This window comes from Candidatus Methylomirabilota bacterium, from assembly GCA_035936835.1.
Taxonomy (GTDB): domain Bacteria; phylum Methylomirabilota; class Methylomirabilia; order Rokubacteriales; family CSP1-6; genus AR37.
Genome location: DASYVT010000150.1, coordinates 1 through 15,394, shown reverse-complemented (window position 1 = coordinate 15,394; position 15,394 = coordinate 1). Strand labels below are relative to the sequence as shown.

The window sequence follows — 15,394 nt, the reverse complement described above, 5'->3', positions numbered from 1 at the left end:
GAAGTCGGCGGCCGCGTGGGTCAGCGCGGGCAGATCTCCAGCGCGCCGAAGAAGTACGGGATCTCGAAGGCCGCCGACTGCGGAGAGTCCGAGCCGTGCACGGCGTTGGCCTCGATGGACGAGGCGAAGTCCTTCCGGATCGTCCCCGGCGCGGCCTTGGCGGGATCCGTCGCGCCCATCAGCTCCCGCAGGCGCGCGATGGCGCCCTCCCCTTCCAGCACGATCGGCATGCACGGCCCCTGCGTCATGAAGGCGCAGAGGCTTCCGTAGAAGGGCCGCTCCTTGTGGACGATGTAGAAGCCGGCGGCCTGGGCCGGCGTCAGGTGCACCAGCTTGGCGGCCAGGACCCTGAGGCCGGCCTGCTCGAAGCGGGCGATGATATGGCCCGAGACGTTCTTGGCGACGGCGTCGGGCTTGATGATGGTCAGCGTGCGCTCGATGGCCATGGTCAGCGCTTTCCGACCACGCGCTGGACGGTGGCACCCATCTCGGCGGGGCTCTTGACCGTCGTCACACCGGCGGCCTCGAGAGCCTTCATCTTCTCCGCCGCGGTGCCTTTACCTCCGGCGATGATGGCGCCGGCGTGACCCATGCGGCGCCCCGGCGGCGCCGTCTGCCCGCAGATGAAGCCGATGACCGGCTTCCGGACATGGGCCTTGATGAACGCCGCGGCCTCTTCCTCGGCCGTGCCACCGATCTCGCCGATCATCATGATCGCTTCCGTCTGCGGGTCGTCCTGGAAGAGGCGGAGCACGTCGATGAAGCTCGTGCCGTTGACCGGATCGCCGCCGATGCCGACGCAGGAGGACTGGCCGAGGCCGCGGAGGGTCAGCTGGTGCACGACCTCGTAGGTCAGCGTCCCGCTGCGCGAGACGACGCCGATCGGCCCTTCCTTGTGGATGTGGCCGGGCATGATCCCGATCTTGGCCTTGCCGGGGGAGATGAGGCCCGGGCAGTTCGGCCCGATGAGCCGGCTCCGCCTGCGCCCGAGGAAGGCCTTGACGCGCACCATGTCGCAGACGGGCACGCCCTCGGTGATGCAGACGACCAGCGGCACGCCGGCGTCCGCGGCCTCCATGATCGCGTCGGCGGCAGCCGGCGGCGGCACGAAGATGAGCGCGCAGTCGGCGCCCGAGGCCTTCACACCCTCCACGACCGTGTTCCAGACCGGGAAACCCTCGTGCGTCGTCCCGCCCTTGCCGGGCGTCACGCCTCCCACGACCTGCGTCCCGTACTCCTTGCAGCGCAGCGCGTGGAAGGTGCCTTCCTTGCCGGTGATCCCCTGCACCAGAACCTTCGTCGCTTTGTCGACCAGAATGCTCATGCGCTATCCAACTAGTCTGACTGTGGAGGATACCGGATAGCAGTTGGGCCTCTTCGCGCAAGCGCTCATCGGGCCGCCTTCGCCAGCTCGACCACCTTCTTGGCGCCCTCGCCCATGTCGTCGACCATCACGAGGGCGAGCCCGGACTCGGCGAGCATCTTCTTGCCCTGCTCGACATTGGTGCCCTCGGCGCGCAGCACCACCGGCAGCTTCAGGCCTAACTTGTTGACCGCCGCAATGATGCCCTCGGCGAGCCGGTCGACGCGGAGGATCCCACCGAAGACGTTGATGAAGACCGCCTTGACGGAAGGATCCGAGGACAGGATGCGGAAGGCGTTCTCGATCTGCTCCGGTGAGGCGCCGCCTCCCACGTCGAGGAAGTTGGCGGGCTCGCCGCCCGCGAGCTTGATGATGTCCATGGTCGCCATCGCGAGGCCGGCGCCGTTGACCATGCAACCGACGCTCCCGTCCAGCTTGATGTAGTTGAGGCCGTACTTGGACGCCTCGACGTCGAGCGGCGTCTCTTCGTTGATATCGCGCAGCGCCACGATCTCCTTGTGGCGGTAGAGCGCATTGTCGTCGAAGTTGAGCTTGGCGTCGAGCGCCATCACCCGCCCGTCGCGCGTCACCACGAGCGGGTTGATCTCCGCCAGCGAGCAGTCCTTCTCGAGGTACGCGCGGAAGAGGTTGAGGATCAGCGCCACGCCCGCCTTGAACTGGTCGCCGCTGAGCCCCAGGACGAACGCAAGATTGCGCGCCTGGAAGGGCTGGAGCCCCAGCGCCGGGTCGGTCCACTCGCGGACGATGCTCGTAGGATGGGTGGCGGCGACCTCCTCGATCTCCATGCCTCCTGCCTGGGAGGCCATGACGACGTGCGTGCCCTTGCCGCGGTCGAGCGTTATCGAGAGGTAGAGCTCGGCGGCGATGGGCGAGGCCTCTTCGACGAGCACCTTGAGGACCTTGATGCCTTCGGGAGGGGTCTGCGGCGTCTTCAGCATCATGCCGAGGATCTGTTTCGCCGCGGCCTCAGCCGCCGCGGGGTCGTCGGCCAGCTTCACGCCGCCCGCCTTGCCGCGGCCTCCGGCATGCACCTGGGCCTTCACAACGACGCGGCCGCCGAGCTTCTGGGCGATGGCCCGCGCCTGGGCCGGCGTCTCGGCAACGTCGCCGTTCGGGACCGGCACGCCGAACTCGCGCAGGATCGCCTTGCCCTGGTACTCGTGGATCTTCATCGGCGGTCTCGGCTCGGGCTCGAAACGGAGGGGCTGGGGCTCACACCCGGATCAGGACCCACAGCGTGGCCACCGTGCCCGCCACGGCGCAGCCGTAGCAGAGGACGGCGATCGGCGCCCGGAACCTGTGGAGTCCCAGGTCCTCCAGGACGAAGCGGAGGCGGTGGAAACAGTGGTAGAGCGGCAGCGCGATGAGCACGAACAGATAGACCTTGATGAGAGGCTGCCCGACGAACGCCAGCAGCCGCGCGTGGGTCACCGACACCCACCCGAGCGGAATGGCGAGGCCGTGGAGGAAGAGGTGGACGGGCACCAGGAAAGCCGCCACCACGCCTCCGACCGAGAAGAGGCTCCACCAGAATGGCTCGATCGTCTTGCCTGGGGCCATGGCTCAGCTCCTCACCAGCAGCCAGTACAGGATGAACAGCGACACGACCCCCCAGGCGACGAAGGCGCCGGCGACCACCAGCCCGGGCGGCACCCGGCGCTCGCCCAAGTGGACCACCTGCACGACGCCCGTGAGCTTGAACCACGTGACCGTGTGATAGAGGGCGAAGGCCAGGGCCACGACGTTGAAGACGATCCAGCCCGGCGATCGCAGCTTCGCTACCACGGCCGCGTACGCCTCCGGCCCCTGCGCTACCATGTGGACCTCGATGAGAAGAACCACGAGGAAGATCGCGATGAAGACGCTGGTCACTTCCCGGATCATAAAGCGGATGTAATTGGGACGCCTGAGCCACCAGCCGAGCGGCATCTTCGGGTAGTAGAGGCCGGGGCGCGCGGACTGCGGGACGGTCATCGACGGCCGCCCCAGGGCATGAGCATGGCCATGGCCCAGTCCTTGGCGCCGGCCACCTTGGAGCGCTGAATGGCGGCCGCGGGATCGACGCCCTTCGGGCAGACGACCGAGCATTCGCCGACGAAGGTGCACTCCCACACGCCGACGCTCTCGCTCAGGATCGGCTCTCGGAGCTTATACCCCTCGTCCCGGGAGTCCATGTTGTAGCGGTACGCCAGCGCGATGGCGGCGGGGCCGACGAAGGCCGGCGCCAGCCCGTACACCGGGCAGGCCGCATAGCAGAGCATGCAGTTGATGCACATGCTGAACTGCTTGTAGTCCTCGAGCTGGGCCGGGGTCTGGCGGTACTCGCCCTCCGACACGGGCTTCTCCACGGCGCGGATCAGCCAGGGCTTGACCCGGCGGAGCTTCTCCATGAAGTCATCGAGGGAGACCACCAGATCCCGGATCACCGGGAAGTTGGCCAGGGGCTCCACCCGAATCGGCCCTGGGTAATAGTCCCGCAGGAACGCGGAGCATGTGAGCTTGGGGACGCCGTTCACCATCATCCCGCAGCTCCCGCACACCCCCATGCGACAGGACCAGCGGTACGTGAGCGTCCCATCCAGCTGGTCCTTGATGTGGTTCAGCGCATCGAGGACCACCCAGTCCTTCTGGTACGGCACCGCGAAGGACTCGGTGCGCGGCTCGCTGTCGTGGCCGGGCCGGTAGCGGGTGACTTCCAGCGTGATGGTCTCCTCTCTCATCGCTCCTCCTTTAATACTTCCGTTCCTCGGGGGGCCACCGGGTGATCGTGACCGGCAGGTACTCGACGCGCGGGCCGTCGGGCGTCCGGTAGGCGAGCGAGTGCTTGAGAAAGCGCGCGTCGTCGCGCTTGGGGAAGTCGGTGCGGGTATGCGCTCCCCTCGACTCCTCGCGCGCCAGCGCCGAGTGGGCGACCGCCGCGGCCACGTCCAGCATGCACTCGAGCTCCAGCGCCGCGATCAGCTCGGTGTTGAAGACCGCGTCGCGGTCCATGAGGCCGATGCGGCCGAAGCGCTCGCGGAGCCGGCGCAAGGTGTCGCAGGTCTGCGCCATCGTCGCCTTTTCGCGGTAGATACCGCAGCCGTCCTCCATGGCCTTCCGCATCTCGTCCCGGATGTCGGCGATCCGCTCTCGCCCGTCGGCTCTCAGGAACCGCGTATCGAGACGCTTCCGTTCGTCGCTCACCAGGTGCGCAACGGGATTCGAGCTGACGGCCGGCCGCTCCAGCGCGTGCCGGGCGGCCGCCCGGCCGGCGCGAGCGCCGAACACGAGCAACTCGGTCAGCGAGTTGGAGCCGAGCCGGTTGGCGCCGTTCATGGAGACGCACGCCGCCTCCCCGGCCGCGTAGAGACCCTCCAGCCGCGTCTTGGCGTCGATGTCGGTCGAAATCCCGCCCATGGTGTAGTGGATCACCGGGCGGACGGGGATCGGCTCGTAGACGGGATCGATCCCCACGTAATCCTTCACCAGCTCGCGGACGAAGGGGAGATTCTTGTCGATCAGCTTCTCTCCGAGGTGCCGGAGGTCCAGGTGGACGTAGTGCCCGTAGGGACCCTCGAAGGTCCGCCCCTTCTGGTGCTCCTGGATGTGGCAGCGGGACAGGATATCGCGGGGCCCCAGTTCCATCTTGCGGTGGACCGGCTTGTCGGTCGGGGGACCCAGCCCGTAGTCCTGAAGATACCGATAGCCGTCCTTGTTCTTCAGGTGGCCGCCCTCGCCGCGGGACGCCTCGGTGATGAGGATGCCGGTGCCGGGAAGCCCTGTCGGATGGTACTGCATGAACTCCATGTCCTTCAGCGGGGCGCCGGCCCGGTAGGCGAGCGCCATGCCGTCGCCCGTCTTGATCGCGGCGTTGGTGGTGAAGGAAAAGATGCGCCCCGCGCCGCCGGTGCAGATGATGACCGCCTTGGCCGTGATGGCCCTGACCGTGCCGTCGTGGACGTTGAGAGCCACAACCCCGCACACCCGGCCGTCTTCCACGAGCAGCGAGGTAGCGAACCACTCGTCGTAGCGCACGATCTTGTCGTACTTGAGGGATGTTTGGAACAGCGCATGGAGCATATGGAACCCGGTCTTGTCGGCTGCGTAGAGGGTCCGGTTCACGGTCATGCCGCCGAAGGGGCGGACGCTGACGCGGCCGTCGGGGTCACGGCTCCACGGGCAGCCCCAGTGCTCGAGCTGGATCACTTCGCCCGGCGCCTCCTTCACGAAGGCCTCCACGACGTCCTGGTCGGCCAGGAAATCGCTCCCGAAGATCGTGTCCTTCGCGTGCATGTCGAGGCTGTCGTTCTCGCGCATGACTGCCGCGGTCCCGCCCTCGGCGGACACGGTGTGGCTCCGCATCGGATACACCTTCGAGAGGACCGCGATGGAGAGCCGCCCCGACTCCTCCGCCGCGGCGATGGCCGCCCGGAGCCCGGCCCCGCCCCCCCCGATCACCAGCACGTCGTGTTGGTACGCGTCGTTACCGGGCATATTGCGTCATTCCTTCCTCGTAGAGGTCGCCGCCGTGGCAGTCGTTGACGACGATGACGGGGAAGCTCTCGACCTCGAGTCGCCGGATGGCCTCGGTACCGAGGTCCTCGTAGGCCACGACCTCGAGCTTCTTCACGAAGGCGGATAGTACCGCACCCGCGCCGCCGATGGCGCCGAAGTACACCCCCTTGTGCTGGCGGAGGGCGTCCTTGACCGGCTGGGAGCGCGCGCCCTTGCCGATGGTCCCCTTGAGCCCCAGCGCCAGGAGCTTGGGCGTGTACTTGTCCATGCGGCCGCCGGTGGTCGGCCCGATGGAGCCGACGACGTGGCCCGGCCGCGCCGGCGACGGGCCCGTGTAGTAGATGATCTGCCCCTTGACGTCGAACGGCAGCGGCTTGCCCGCGTCCATGAGCGGCAGCAGACGCCCGTGAGCAGCGTCGCGCGCCGTGTAGAGCACTCCGGTGATCCGGACGCGGTCGCCGGCCTTGAGCAACTCGACGTCGGCGGCGCTGAGCGGCGGCGTGACCTCCTTGACCCCGTCGAGCGCCGTCGAGATCACAGCGTCACCTCTTTGTGGCGGTGGGCGTGGCATTCGATCGTCACGGCGACGGGAAGGCTCGTGATGTGGCAGGGATACGTCAGGATGTGGACGCCGAAGGCCGTGGTGTCGCCGCCATAGCCCTGCGGGCCGATGCCGAGCCTGTTGGCCCGCTCGAGCACGTCCTTCTCGATCGCGTCCACGACCGGGTCGGGGTTGGCAGTGCCGAGCTCGCGGAAGAGGGCCTTCTTGGACAGGATCGCCGCCTTCTCGAAGCTGCCGCCCACGCCGACACCGGCGATGAGCGGCGGGCATGCGTCGGGCCCCGCCGTCTTGATGCACTCGAGGATCCATTCCTTGACGCCGTCCACGCCATCGGCGGGGGTGAGCATCTTGAACTTGGAGCGGTTCTCGCACCCGCCGCCCTTGGCCATGATCTGAATTTTCATCGTCGCGCCCGCCACGACCTCGACGTGGAGAACCGCCGGCGTGTTGTCCCCGGTGTTGACGCGGTCGAACGGCGAGCGGACGATCGAGGCGCGGAGATAGCCTTCGGTGTAGCCCCGCCTGACTCCCTCGTTGATCGCGTCCGCAAGGCCGCCGCCCGTCACGTGCACGTCCTGCCCCAGCTCGACGAAGCAGATGGCGGTGCCGGTGTCCTGGCAGTAGGGGATCTTCTTGGTCCGCGCCAGCTCGGCGTTGTCCTTCAGGATCTGAAGCACGTGCTTGCCGGCCGGCGAGCGCTCGGTCCCGAGCGCCCGGTCGAAGGCGCGGAGCATGTCGGGCTCGAGGGCGTAGTTCGCCTCGATGCAGAGCTTCTTGACCGCGTCGGTGATGGCGGATGCGTGGATCTCGCGCATGGGCCCTTCGTCAGTGTGAGCCGGCGGCCTGCGCGTAGAAGGCCTGCGACCGCTTCTGCATCTCGCGTGGCGCGACGTCCTCCTTGTGGGTCGCCAGCGTCCACTTCTGGCCGTACGGGTCCTCGACACCGCCGATCCTGTCACCCCAGAACATGTCGGTCACGGGCATGACGGCCTTCGCGCCGGCCGTCAGCGCCCGCTGGACCGCGGCGTCCACGTTCGGAACGTAGACGTAAAAATTCACGGGCGAGCCGCCGATGGTCTGCGCCGACCGGGCGCCCATGGCGGGATCCTCCTCGCCGAGCATGAACACCGAATCGCCGATCATGAGCTCGGCGTGCGCGAGGGTGGTCCCGTCCGGCTTCATCAACCGCATCCGTTCCTTGGCGCCGAAGGCCCGCTTGTAGAAGTCGGCCGCCTGGACGGCGCCGCGGACACAAAAGCCCGGGGTGAGTGTGTGGTAGCCATCGGGGATGGCCTTGATGCGCCGTGCGGCCTTTGTCGGCGCCTTGGCCGGTCGGGGTGCCTTCTTCCGCGCCTTGGACTTCGCCATGACCTTCTCCTCGTCTAGAGCTTGAGTTTGTCCACGAGCTCGCGGACAGCGGCGGCCGACTTGTCGAATGCGGCCTGCTCGTTGGGCGTCAGCGTGATCTCGATGACCTGCTCGACCCCGCGCCGGCCGAGCTTCACCGGCACGCCGACGTAGAGTCCCTTGACCCCGTACTGCCCATCCAGATAGGCGGCGCACGGCAGGATCTTCTTCTTGTCCTTGAGGATGGCCTCGACCATCTCGACCGCCGAGGCCGCCGGTGCGTAGTAGGCGCTGCCGCTCTTGAGCAGCCCCACGATCTCGGCGCCCCCGTTGGCCGTGCGCGTCACCAGCGCCTGGATCTTGTCGGCCGGCAGGAGGTCGGTGATCGGGATGCCCGCCACCGTCGAGTAGCGCGGCAGCGGCACCATGGTGTCGCCGTGGCCGCCGAGCACGAAGGCGGTGACGTTCTCGACGGAGACCTTGAGCTCCTGGGCGATGAAGGTGCGGAAGCGCGCCGAATCGAGAATGCCCGCCATGCCGACCACGCGCTGGTGCGGGAAGCCGGACTTCTTCCACGCCAGCTGGACCATGGCGTCGAGCGGGTTCGTCACGAGGATCAGAATCGCGTTCCTCGAGCGCGCCACCACCTGCTCGACGACGCCGCCCACGATCTCGGCGTTCTTGAAGAGCAGATCGTCCCTGGTCATCCCGGGCTTTCGCGCCAGCCCGGCGGTGATGACGACGATGTCCGAGTCGGCCGTCTCGTCGTATCCGTTCGAGCCGACCAGGCGCGAGTCGTAGCCGTGCACGGGCCCCGCTTGGGCCAGGTCCAACGCCTTGCCCTGCGGAATGCCCTCGATGACGTCCACGAGCACCACGTCGCCGAGCTCCTTCTCCACCGCGTATTGGGCGACCGAGGCGCCGACGTTGCCGGCGCCGACCACGGTGATCTTGGGGCGTGCCATGTCCGGTCTCCCCGCCCGCCTACAGCGCCTTCATGCTTTCGATGATGGCGCTGCCGAAGGCCGAACACTTGACTTCCGTCGCCCCCTCCATGAGCCGCGCGAAATCGTATGTCACGACCCTCTGCGCGATGGTCTTTTCGAGGCCGGTGATGATCCGGTCGGCCGCCTCGGTCCAGCCCATGTGGCGGAGCATCATCTCGCCCGAGAGGATGACCGAGCCCGGGTTGACCTTGTCCTGCCCGACGTACTTGGGCGCCGTCCCGTGCGTCGCCTCGAAGAGCGCGTGGCCCGTGTCGTAGTTGATGTTGGCGCCCGGCGCGATGCCGATGCCTCCCACCTGCGCCGCGAGTGCGTCAGAAATGAGGTCGCCCGTCAGGTTGCAGCACGGGATGACGTCGAACTCGTCCGGGCGCGTCAGGATCTGCTGGAGGAACGCGTCGGTGATCGCGTCCTTGACGAGGATCTTCCCTGCCGGCGGCTTGCCGCCGCAGTCGTCCCAGGAGACGAGCTTGTCCGAAAACTCGCGCTTGGCCAGCGCGTAGCCCCACTTCATGAACATGCCTTCCGTGTATTTCTGGATGTTGCCCTTGTGGACCAGGGTGATGCTGCGGCGGTTATTTTCGATCGCGTACCGCATCGCCGCGCGGATGAGCCGCTCGGAGCCCTCCTTCGACACCGGCTTGATGCCGATGGACGAGGTGTTGGGAAACCGGATCTTGGTGACCTTCATCTCCTTCTGGAGGAACTCGACGACCTTCTTCGCCTCCGGCGTCCCCTGCTCCCACTCGATCCCGGCGTAGATGTCCTCGGTGTTCTCCCGGAAGATCACCATGTCGATCTTTTCGGGGTGCTTGACCGGCGAGGGCACGCCCTTGAAGTAGCGGACGGGCCTGAGGCAGACGTACAGGTCCAGCACCTGGCGCAGCGTCACGTTCAGGGAGCGGAAGCCCTCGCCGATGGGCGTCGTGAGCGGCCCCTTGATCGCGATCAGGTGCTCGCGGATCACGTCCAGCGTCTCGTCGGGCAGGAGGTTCGGCGGGCAGTCCTTGCCGTAGACCGCCTGCGCCTTATCCCCCGCGTACACCTCGGCCCACGCGATCCTGCGCTTGCCGTGGTACGCCTGCTCGACGGCGGCGTCCAGCACCCGCACCGACGCCGCCCAGATGTCCGGGCCCGTGCCATCGCCCTCGATGAAAGCGACGATCGGGCGGTCCGGCACCTGCAGCTTGCCGTGGCTGGTCGTGATCTTCTCGCCTGCCGGGATCTTCACTCGGGATGCCATGCTCTCGTCTCCTTGCGGGAAGTTATCTGAGCGCGTTCAGGGCGGAACCCGCCTTGAACCACCCGATCTGCTCGTCGGTCAGGCTGTGCAGGCACTGGATGGTGACGCTCTTGCCGCCGGGCTTCGTGATGGCGACCGTGACGGGCTTGCCGGGGGCGAGATGCGCGAGCCCCGTGACGCTCACGCGGTCGTCCTGGTCGATGAGGTCGTAGTCGGAAGTCTTCGAGAAGGTCAGGGGCAGGATGCCCTGCTTCTTGAGATTGGTCTCGGCGATCCTGGCGAAGCTCCGGACGATGACGACCTTGCAGCCCAGGTAGCGCGGCGACATCGCGGCGTGCTCGCGGCTCGAACCCTCGCCGTAGTTCTCGTCGCCGATCACGGCCCAACCCATGCCCTTGGCCTTGAGCTCGCGCGCGATCTTCGAGAAGTTCTGGCCCTTCTCCCCCGTGAGGGGATTCGCGCCCCTGCCCGTCTCTCCGGTGAAGGCGTTGACGGCGCCCAGGAACATGTTGTCGCTGATCCTGTCGAGGTGACCGCGGACCAGGAGCCAGGCGCCCGCCGGAGAAATGTGGTCGGTCGTGGTCTTGCCCTTCGTCTTGACCAGGATCGGCAGAGCGTCGAAGTCGTTGCCGTCCCAGAGCGGGAAGGGCTGGAGGAGTTGGATCCGCTCGCTGTTGGGCGCCACCGCGACCACGACGCTGTCGCCGTCGGCGGCCGGCGCCTCGTAGCCTTCTTCGCCCTTGGCGAAGCCGGCCTTCGGAAGCTCTTCGCTCTCCGGCGCCGTGAAGCGGAACGCCTTGCCGTCGGGCCCGGGGATGGTCCCGTGCACCGGGTCGAACTCGAGCGTGCCCGCAAAGGCCATCGCCGTGACGATCTCGGGACTGGTCAGGAAGGAGAGCGTCGCCGCGCTGCCGTCGTTTCGCCCGGGGAAGTTTCGGTTGAACGAGGAGACGATCACATTCGTCTCGTCCTTGCCCACGTCGGCGCGCTTCCACTGGCCGATGCACGGGCCGCACGCATTGGCCAGCACGGTGCCGCCGACCTGCTCGAAGGTCGCCATGATGCCGTCGCGCTTGATGGTCTGGTAGATGCGCTCCGACCCCGGCGTGACGAGGAAGGGCGTCTTGGCCTTGAGCCCCGCCTTGGAGGCCTGCATGGCGACGTGCGCCGCGCGCTTCATGTCCTCGTAGGAGGAGTTGGTGCAGGAGCCGATGAGGGCGGCCTTGATCTGCACGGGCCACCCCTCCTTCTTGACCTCCGCCGCGAGCTTCGAGACGGGCCGCGCGCGGTCGGGCGAGTGCGGTCCCACGATGGTGGGCTCGAGCTCGGAGAGATCGATCTCGACGATCTCGTCGTAGTGCTTCTTGGGATCCGCGAGCACCTCGGGGTCGGCGACGAGATGCGCCCGGTGCTGCTCGGCGAGCTTCGCGATGTCCGCTCGGTCGGTGGCGCGGAGGTACGCGGCCATCCGGTCGTCGAACTGGAAGAGCGAGGTGGTTGCCCCCAGCTCGGCCCCCATGTTGCAGATGGTGCCCTTGCCGGTCGCGCTGATGGATTCGGCCCCGGGGCCGAAGTATTCGACGATCTTGTTGGTGCCGCCCTTGACGGTGAGCACGCCCAGGAGGTGCGTGATCACGTCCTTGGCCGACGTCCAGCCCGAGAGCTTACCGGTCAGGCGCACGCCGATCAGCTTCGGGTCGAGCACCTCCCACGCGAGACCCGCCATCGCCTCGCCGCAGTCGGCGCCCCCGACCCCGATGGCGACCATGCCGAGGCCGCCGCCATTGGGCGTGTGGGAGTCCGCGCCGATCATGAGGCCGCCCGGGAAGGCGTAGTTCTCGAGGACCACCTGGTGGATGATGCCGGCGCCGGGCTTCCAGAAGCCGATGCCGTACTTCCGCGAGGCGGAGTGGAGGAACTCGTAGACCTCGTTGTTCTCCGTGACAGCGCGCTTCGTGTCCTCCGAGGCGCCGCTCTGCGCCCGGATCAGGTGGTCGCAGTGCACCGTGCTCGGCACCGCCACCTGCTTCTTCCCCGCCTGCATAAACTGGAGCAGCGCCATCTGTCCGGTGGCGTCCTGCAGCGAGACGCGATCGACGCGCAGGCGGAGCTGGGCCTTGCCGCGGCTCCACTCCTGCGTGTCGAAGTTGTCGGCGTGGGCGACCAGGATCTTCTCGGCGAGAGTGAGCGCCCGCCCGAAGCGTTTCCTCGCCTTGTCCAGCGTGGCCGGCATGGATGCATAGAGGCGCTTGATCTGGTCAACCGCCATGGCGGGCCTCCTCGACGGTCAAGTATCCGAAATGACGAGCGTACACAGACGTATCGCCTCCCACCCATTCGAGGCAGGAGGCGACGGGTTCAGTTCACACGAAACGTAACATGGCGCTCCTGACAGGTCAAGGGACTGCGCCACCGGGTAGCGGGTCAGTTTTACCCCTGCCCCTCATTCCGGGCCGCCCGCGAGCCCCTCGCACGGCGCCCCCTTCATTCCGCGGGCTTGAACCGCTCATCCAAAAACAGCTGCACTTCGAGGAACAGCTGCATGCGGTTCTTTTCCAGCATCACCGTGTGTGTGCCCTCGCCAATCTCCACATAGCGCTTGTACGGCGCATTCGTGAGTTTGGCGAAGTAGGCGTACAGCATGTAGCTCGGTAAGTCCTGATCCCATTCCGCGTGGATCAGGAAGGTCGGCACGCGAATTTCCGCCGGGTCGTAGAGCGGCTTGCCCGCGGCCCAGTACTCGCGCGTGTCCTGCAACGTGCCGTTGGGCGCGCGGACCACTGGCGGGTTCCGTTTGGAACCGACCGGGTCGCTCGCTAGCGCGGCGGCTGCCCACGCCTCGAACCATCCCTGTGGAATAAGTTCCGCCTTCTTGTCCTCCGGCACTCCCTTGAGCCAGCGGTCTTTCGCCGACTCCATTGACGCCGCGCGGTAGGCACCGAGCTTGTCCCCCTTGTCGATGAGCGAAGGCGTGTTGCTCAGCCAGCGTGGGGCATAAAGCACCAGCTTGTTGACCTTGTCGTTGTTCTGCGCGGTGTACCATCCCATGATGGTCGTGCCCCACGACCAGCCCATTAGATTGAGCTTGGATACACCACGGCGCTTCAGGATGAAATCGACCGCCGCGCCAACATCCTTCACTGCCGTCTCGGTACGCACGATAGGCGGGTTCTGCTCTGCGGGCTGATCCATTTCGGGCGGCCGCATGGACTTACCATACCCGCGCACATCGACGAGATACACATCATAGCCGTGCTGGGCGATGTATTCCATCCAGGAGACGCCGCCGAGCCTGAGATCGAAGGTCGTTTCGGCCGCATAGGTCGAGCCGTGAACGAACAGCAGGATCTTGTCCGCACCGAACTTTTCGACGCCCTGCGGACGCTTGTTCCTGACGTAGAGCTGGATGCCCGGATCCACTGCGGGGACCATGAATTCTTCCATGACAATCTCAGGCGCCTTCGCTTCGGCGGAGTACGCCTGTGGTGCCGCGGTGAGAATGACTGACGCGATCAGACCGGTGAGGATCCGACCTTGTCTAGTTCGCATTTGCGTTTTCTCCTCTCGATACAACGTGGTTCCGGCGCGCGGAAGACACAAGCGCTCCTCAGGCCAAACGGCTTCCACTGCCCTGGTCCCACCGGCCTCGGTCCAAGGTGGTGCAGCGACCCACGCTTGCATCCGATACAGCGTCGACAAACGCGCTGTCAAGCGGGGTACTGGGCCAGTTTGACTCGTAGCATTCTCTGTCAAGCGGCCCGACGATTCAAGGCCAAACTGACCCACTACCCGCCCCTGCGTGAGCGGTCAGCGGGGGCCGATACCGAAGAGTCGGAGCACGGCACGGCGCCTGAGCGCCAGGATGGAGTCCGTGGGCGAGATCTCCATGGGACAAACGGCGGTGCAGTTGGCCTGGCCGTGACAGCGCGTCAACACGTCCTCGGCGAGGACCGCCTGGCTGCGGTCGGCATGAGCCCCGTCGCGGCTGTCGCGCTGGAGCGTGAAGACGCGGTTCAGGGCCGCGGGCCCGGGGAAATTCGGGTCGTGGCTGACCATGGTGCAGGCCGAGACGCACATGCCGCAGCCGATGCACTCGATCGCGGCGTCGATGGCGCGCCGCTCGCGCGTGCGCGAGCCGATCTGGGCGAACCCGTCGCCGTCCATCGCCCGGCGGCCGGGGACGAAGACCGCCTTCATCTCCAGCATCTTGTTCTTGATCGGCGCCATGTCGACGACGAGGTCGCGGATCAAGGGGAACTGGTACAGCGGCCGGACGGTCACCGGCCCGCGCGCGAGATTTGAGAGCAAGGTTCGGCAGGCCCAGCGCTCGCGGCCGTTGACGACCATGGCGCAGGAGCCGCACATGCCCACGCGGCAGGCGTAGCGAAAGGCGAGCGTCGCATCGGAGTTTCGCTGGAGCTCGACCAGCGCGTCGAGGACCGTCATACCCTGGCGGGCCTTGACCCAGTACTTCTGCAGGCGCTCGCGCGAGCCCGGGCTCCAGCGGAAGACCTTCAGTACCATCGCCACCTCCAGAAGGCCGCGAAGGCCGCCACGCCGACCAGGAGCGCCAGCAGGAAGAGGAGCCGGTGCCAGCGCGCCGGCAGGCCGAAGTCGAGGAGGATGGTGCGCACGCCGAGCAGGCCGTGGAAGAGCACCAGGGCGAGGAGCGCCGCCTGGACGGGGCGCGCGAAGGGGTTCTTCAGGTGCGCCGCGATCACCGCCACGAGGCCGATCGCCGCGACGCGCTGGAGCAGCCACGCCCACATGCCCACCTTGGTGTCCCGCCACGCCTCGCCGGAGCCCATGCGGCGCGTGAGCATCTTCCGGCCACGGAACGGCTCGGCGCGCCGCGCGCTCAATCCCCGACCTCGACGCCTGTCGGCTGGCGCGCGCCGTCGGGCGCGAGACGCGTGAGCCGCGTGGGCTCTTTCCAGACGCGCAAGCCCGCCGCGTCGCCGCCGGCGACGTGGATGTTGTACAACTCGGCGCCGGTCTCCGGGTAGTCGCGCCGGAAGTGCGAGCCGCGGCTCTCCGCACGCTCGAGCGCGCTACGCGTGATGAGCCAGGCGGCTACGACCTGGTTCTGGAGGTTGAGCCAGTCCTGCCACGCGAGGTTGTAGATCGTCCCGCCCGGCACGGCCGCGGTCGGGGCGCGCTGGCCGATGTCCTCGATCTCGCGGAGCGCCGCCTTGAGGCCCGAGGCCTGACGCACGAGGCCCACCTGCTCCCACATGACGTCGCGCAGCCGCTGCTGGAGCGCGTAGAGCCCCTCGCCCTCGCCGCGCCCGAGGGGTAGGACGATGCGGGCCGCCGCCGCCTCGACGTCCTGCGTGGACAACCGCGGCAGGGACCGGCCC

17 protein-coding genes are annotated in these 15,394 nt (G+C 67.4%); all 17 read right to left on the bottom strand.

Annotated elements, in window-relative coordinates; translation table 11 throughout:
- Positions 1-20: 20 nt before the first annotated feature.
- On the bottom strand, positions 21-446 hold the full coding sequence (ndk, locus tag VGV06_13785) for a nucleoside-diphosphate kinase (GenBank protein ID HEV2056223.1): 426 nt from the start codon (positions 444-446) through the stop codon (positions 21-23).
- A gap of 2 nt (positions 447-448) precedes the next feature.
- Positions 449-1,324 (bottom strand): succinate--CoA ligase subunit alpha, encoded by an 876-nt coding sequence (sucD, locus tag VGV06_13780; GenBank protein HEV2056222.1) that lies wholly within the window; start codon positions 1,322-1,324, stop codon positions 449-451.
- Between the two features lie 65 nt (positions 1,325-1,389).
- Positions 1,390-2,556 carry an ADP-forming succinate--CoA ligase subunit beta gene (sucC, locus tag VGV06_13775; protein HEV2056221.1) on the bottom strand — a complete coding sequence of 389 codons (1,167 nt, stop codon included), beginning with the start codon at positions 2,554-2,556 and terminating at the stop codon, positions 1,390-1,392.
- A gap of 40 nt (positions 2,557-2,596) precedes the next feature.
- Entirely contained in the window at positions 2,597-2,944 is a 348-nt protein-coding gene (gene frdD, locus VGV06_13770) for a fumarate reductase subunit FrdD (protein HEV2056220.1), read from the bottom strand.
- 3 nt (positions 2,945-2,947) lie between these two features.
- Positions 2,948-3,358 carry a fumarate reductase subunit C gene (locus VGV06_13765; protein HEV2056219.1) on the bottom strand — a complete coding sequence of 137 codons (411 nt, stop codon included), beginning with the start codon at positions 3,356-3,358 and terminating at the stop codon, positions 2,948-2,950.
- Positions 3,355-4,104 (bottom strand): succinate dehydrogenase/fumarate reductase iron-sulfur subunit, encoded by a 750-nt coding sequence (locus VGV06_13760; GenBank protein ID HEV2056218.1) that lies wholly within the window; start codon positions 4,102-4,104, stop codon positions 3,355-3,357. The genes VGV06_13765 and VGV06_13760 overlap by 4 nt, the downstream gene beginning before the upstream one ends.
- Before the next feature lie 10 nt (positions 4,105-4,114).
- Positions 4,115-5,857, bottom strand: a complete 1,743-nt coding sequence (frdA, locus tag VGV06_13755) for a fumarate reductase (quinol) flavoprotein subunit (GenBank protein HEV2056217.1) — start codon at positions 5,855-5,857, stop codon at positions 4,115-4,117.
- Positions 5,847-6,416 (bottom strand): Fe-S-containing hydro-lyase, encoded by a 570-nt coding sequence (locus VGV06_13750; GenBank protein HEV2056216.1) that lies wholly within the window; start codon positions 6,414-6,416, stop codon positions 5,847-5,849. The genes frdA and VGV06_13750 overlap by 11 nt, the downstream gene beginning before the upstream one ends.
- Positions 6,413-7,255 (bottom strand): fumarate hydratase, encoded by an 843-nt coding sequence (locus VGV06_13745; protein ID HEV2056215.1) that lies wholly within the window; start codon positions 7,253-7,255, stop codon positions 6,413-6,415. The genes VGV06_13750 and VGV06_13745 overlap by 4 nt, the downstream gene beginning before the upstream one ends.
- Before the next feature lie 10 nt (positions 7,256-7,265).
- Positions 7,266-7,808 carry a VOC family protein gene (locus VGV06_13740; GenBank protein ID HEV2056214.1) on the bottom strand — a complete coding sequence of 181 codons (543 nt, stop codon included), beginning with the start codon at positions 7,806-7,808 and terminating at the stop codon, positions 7,266-7,268.
- 14 nt (positions 7,809-7,822) lie between these two features.
- Positions 7,823-8,752 (bottom strand): malate dehydrogenase, encoded by a 930-nt coding sequence (gene mdh, locus VGV06_13735; protein ID HEV2056213.1) that lies wholly within the window; start codon positions 8,750-8,752, stop codon positions 7,823-7,825.
- A 19-nt stretch (positions 8,753-8,771) separates the two neighbouring features.
- Positions 8,772-10,034: an NADP-dependent isocitrate dehydrogenase gene (gene icd / locus VGV06_13730; GenBank protein ID HEV2056212.1), complete on the bottom strand. Its 1,263-nt coding sequence runs from the start codon at positions 10,032-10,034 to the stop codon at positions 8,772-8,774.
- 22 nt (positions 10,035-10,056) lie between these two features.
- Positions 10,057-12,303, bottom strand: coding sequence for an aconitate hydratase (locus VGV06_13725; protein HEV2056211.1), 2,247 nt, complete (start codon positions 12,301-12,303; stop codon positions 10,057-10,059).
- 215 nt (positions 12,304-12,518) lie between these two features.
- Positions 12,519-13,583 carry an alpha/beta fold hydrolase gene (locus VGV06_13720; GenBank protein HEV2056210.1) on the bottom strand — a complete coding sequence of 355 codons (1,065 nt, stop codon included), beginning with the start codon at positions 13,581-13,583 and terminating at the stop codon, positions 12,519-12,521.
- A gap of 258 nt (positions 13,584-13,841) precedes the next feature.
- Positions 13,842-14,558: a succinate dehydrogenase/fumarate reductase iron-sulfur subunit gene (locus VGV06_13715; protein HEV2056209.1), complete on the bottom strand. Its 717-nt coding sequence runs from the start codon at positions 14,556-14,558 to the stop codon at positions 13,842-13,844.
- Entirely contained in the window at positions 14,549-14,896 is a 348-nt protein-coding gene (locus VGV06_13710) for a succinate dehydrogenase (protein ID HEV2056208.1), read from the bottom strand. Before VGV06_13710 ends, VGV06_13715 begins: the two co-directional genes overlap by 10 nt.
- A partial coding sequence (locus tag VGV06_13705) for a hypothetical protein (protein ID HEV2056207.1) occupies positions 14,893-15,394 on the bottom strand: 502 nt, incomplete at its 5' end. The genes VGV06_13705 and VGV06_13710, both read right to left, overlap by 4 nt.

What these genes read in the sequence shown, in the direction of transcription:
- VGV06_13765 (HEV2056219.1), bottom strand. Translation starts at nt 3,358, where the DNA reads ATGACCGTCCCGCAGTCCGCGCGCCCCGGCCTCTACTACCCGAAGATG.
- VGV06_13725 (HEV2056211.1), bottom strand. Translation starts at nt 12,303, where the DNA reads ATGGCGGTTGACCAGATCAAGCGCCTCTATGCATCCATGCCGGCCACG.
- VGV06_13745 (HEV2056215.1), bottom strand. Translation starts at nt 7,255, where the DNA reads ATGCGCGAGATCCACGCATCCGCCATCACCGACGCGGTCAAGAAGCTC.
- ndk (HEV2056223.1), bottom strand. Translation starts at nt 446, where the DNA reads ATGGCCATCGAGCGCACGCTGACCATCATCAAGCCCGACGCCGTCGCC.
- icd (HEV2056212.1), bottom strand. Translation starts at nt 10,034, where the DNA reads ATGGCATCCCGAGTGAAGATCCCGGCAGGCGAGAAGATCACGACCAGC.
- VGV06_13760 (HEV2056218.1), bottom strand. Translation starts at nt 4,104, where the DNA reads ATGAGAGAGGAGACCATCACGCTGGAAGTCACCCGCTACCGGCCCGGC.
- VGV06_13740 (HEV2056214.1), bottom strand. Translation starts at nt 7,808, where the DNA reads ATGGCGAAGTCCAAGGCGCGGAAGAAGGCACCCCGACCGGCCAAGGCG.
- sucD (HEV2056222.1), bottom strand. Translation starts at nt 1,324, where the DNA reads ATGAGCATTCTGGTCGACAAAGCGACGAAGGTTCTGGTGCAGGGGATC.
- VGV06_13715 (HEV2056209.1), bottom strand. Translation starts at nt 14,558, where the DNA reads ATGGTACTGAAGGTCTTCCGCTGGAGCCCGGGCTCGCGCGAGCGCCTG.
- VGV06_13720 (HEV2056210.1), bottom strand. Translation starts at nt 13,583, where the DNA reads ATGCGAACTAGACAAGGTCGGATCCTCACCGGTCTGATCGCGTCAGTC.
- sucC (HEV2056221.1), bottom strand. Translation starts at nt 2,556, where the DNA reads ATGAAGATCCACGAGTACCAGGGCAAGGCGATCCTGCGCGAGTTCGGC.
- frdD (HEV2056220.1), bottom strand. Translation starts at nt 2,944, where the DNA reads ATGGCCCCAGGCAAGACGATCGAGCCATTCTGGTGGAGCCTCTTCTCG.
- frdA (HEV2056217.1), bottom strand. Translation starts at nt 5,857, where the DNA reads ATGCCCGGTAACGACGCGTACCAACACGACGTGCTGGTGATCGGGGGG.
- mdh (HEV2056213.1), bottom strand. Translation starts at nt 8,752, where the DNA reads ATGGCACGCCCCAAGATCACCGTGGTCGGCGCCGGCAACGTCGGCGCC.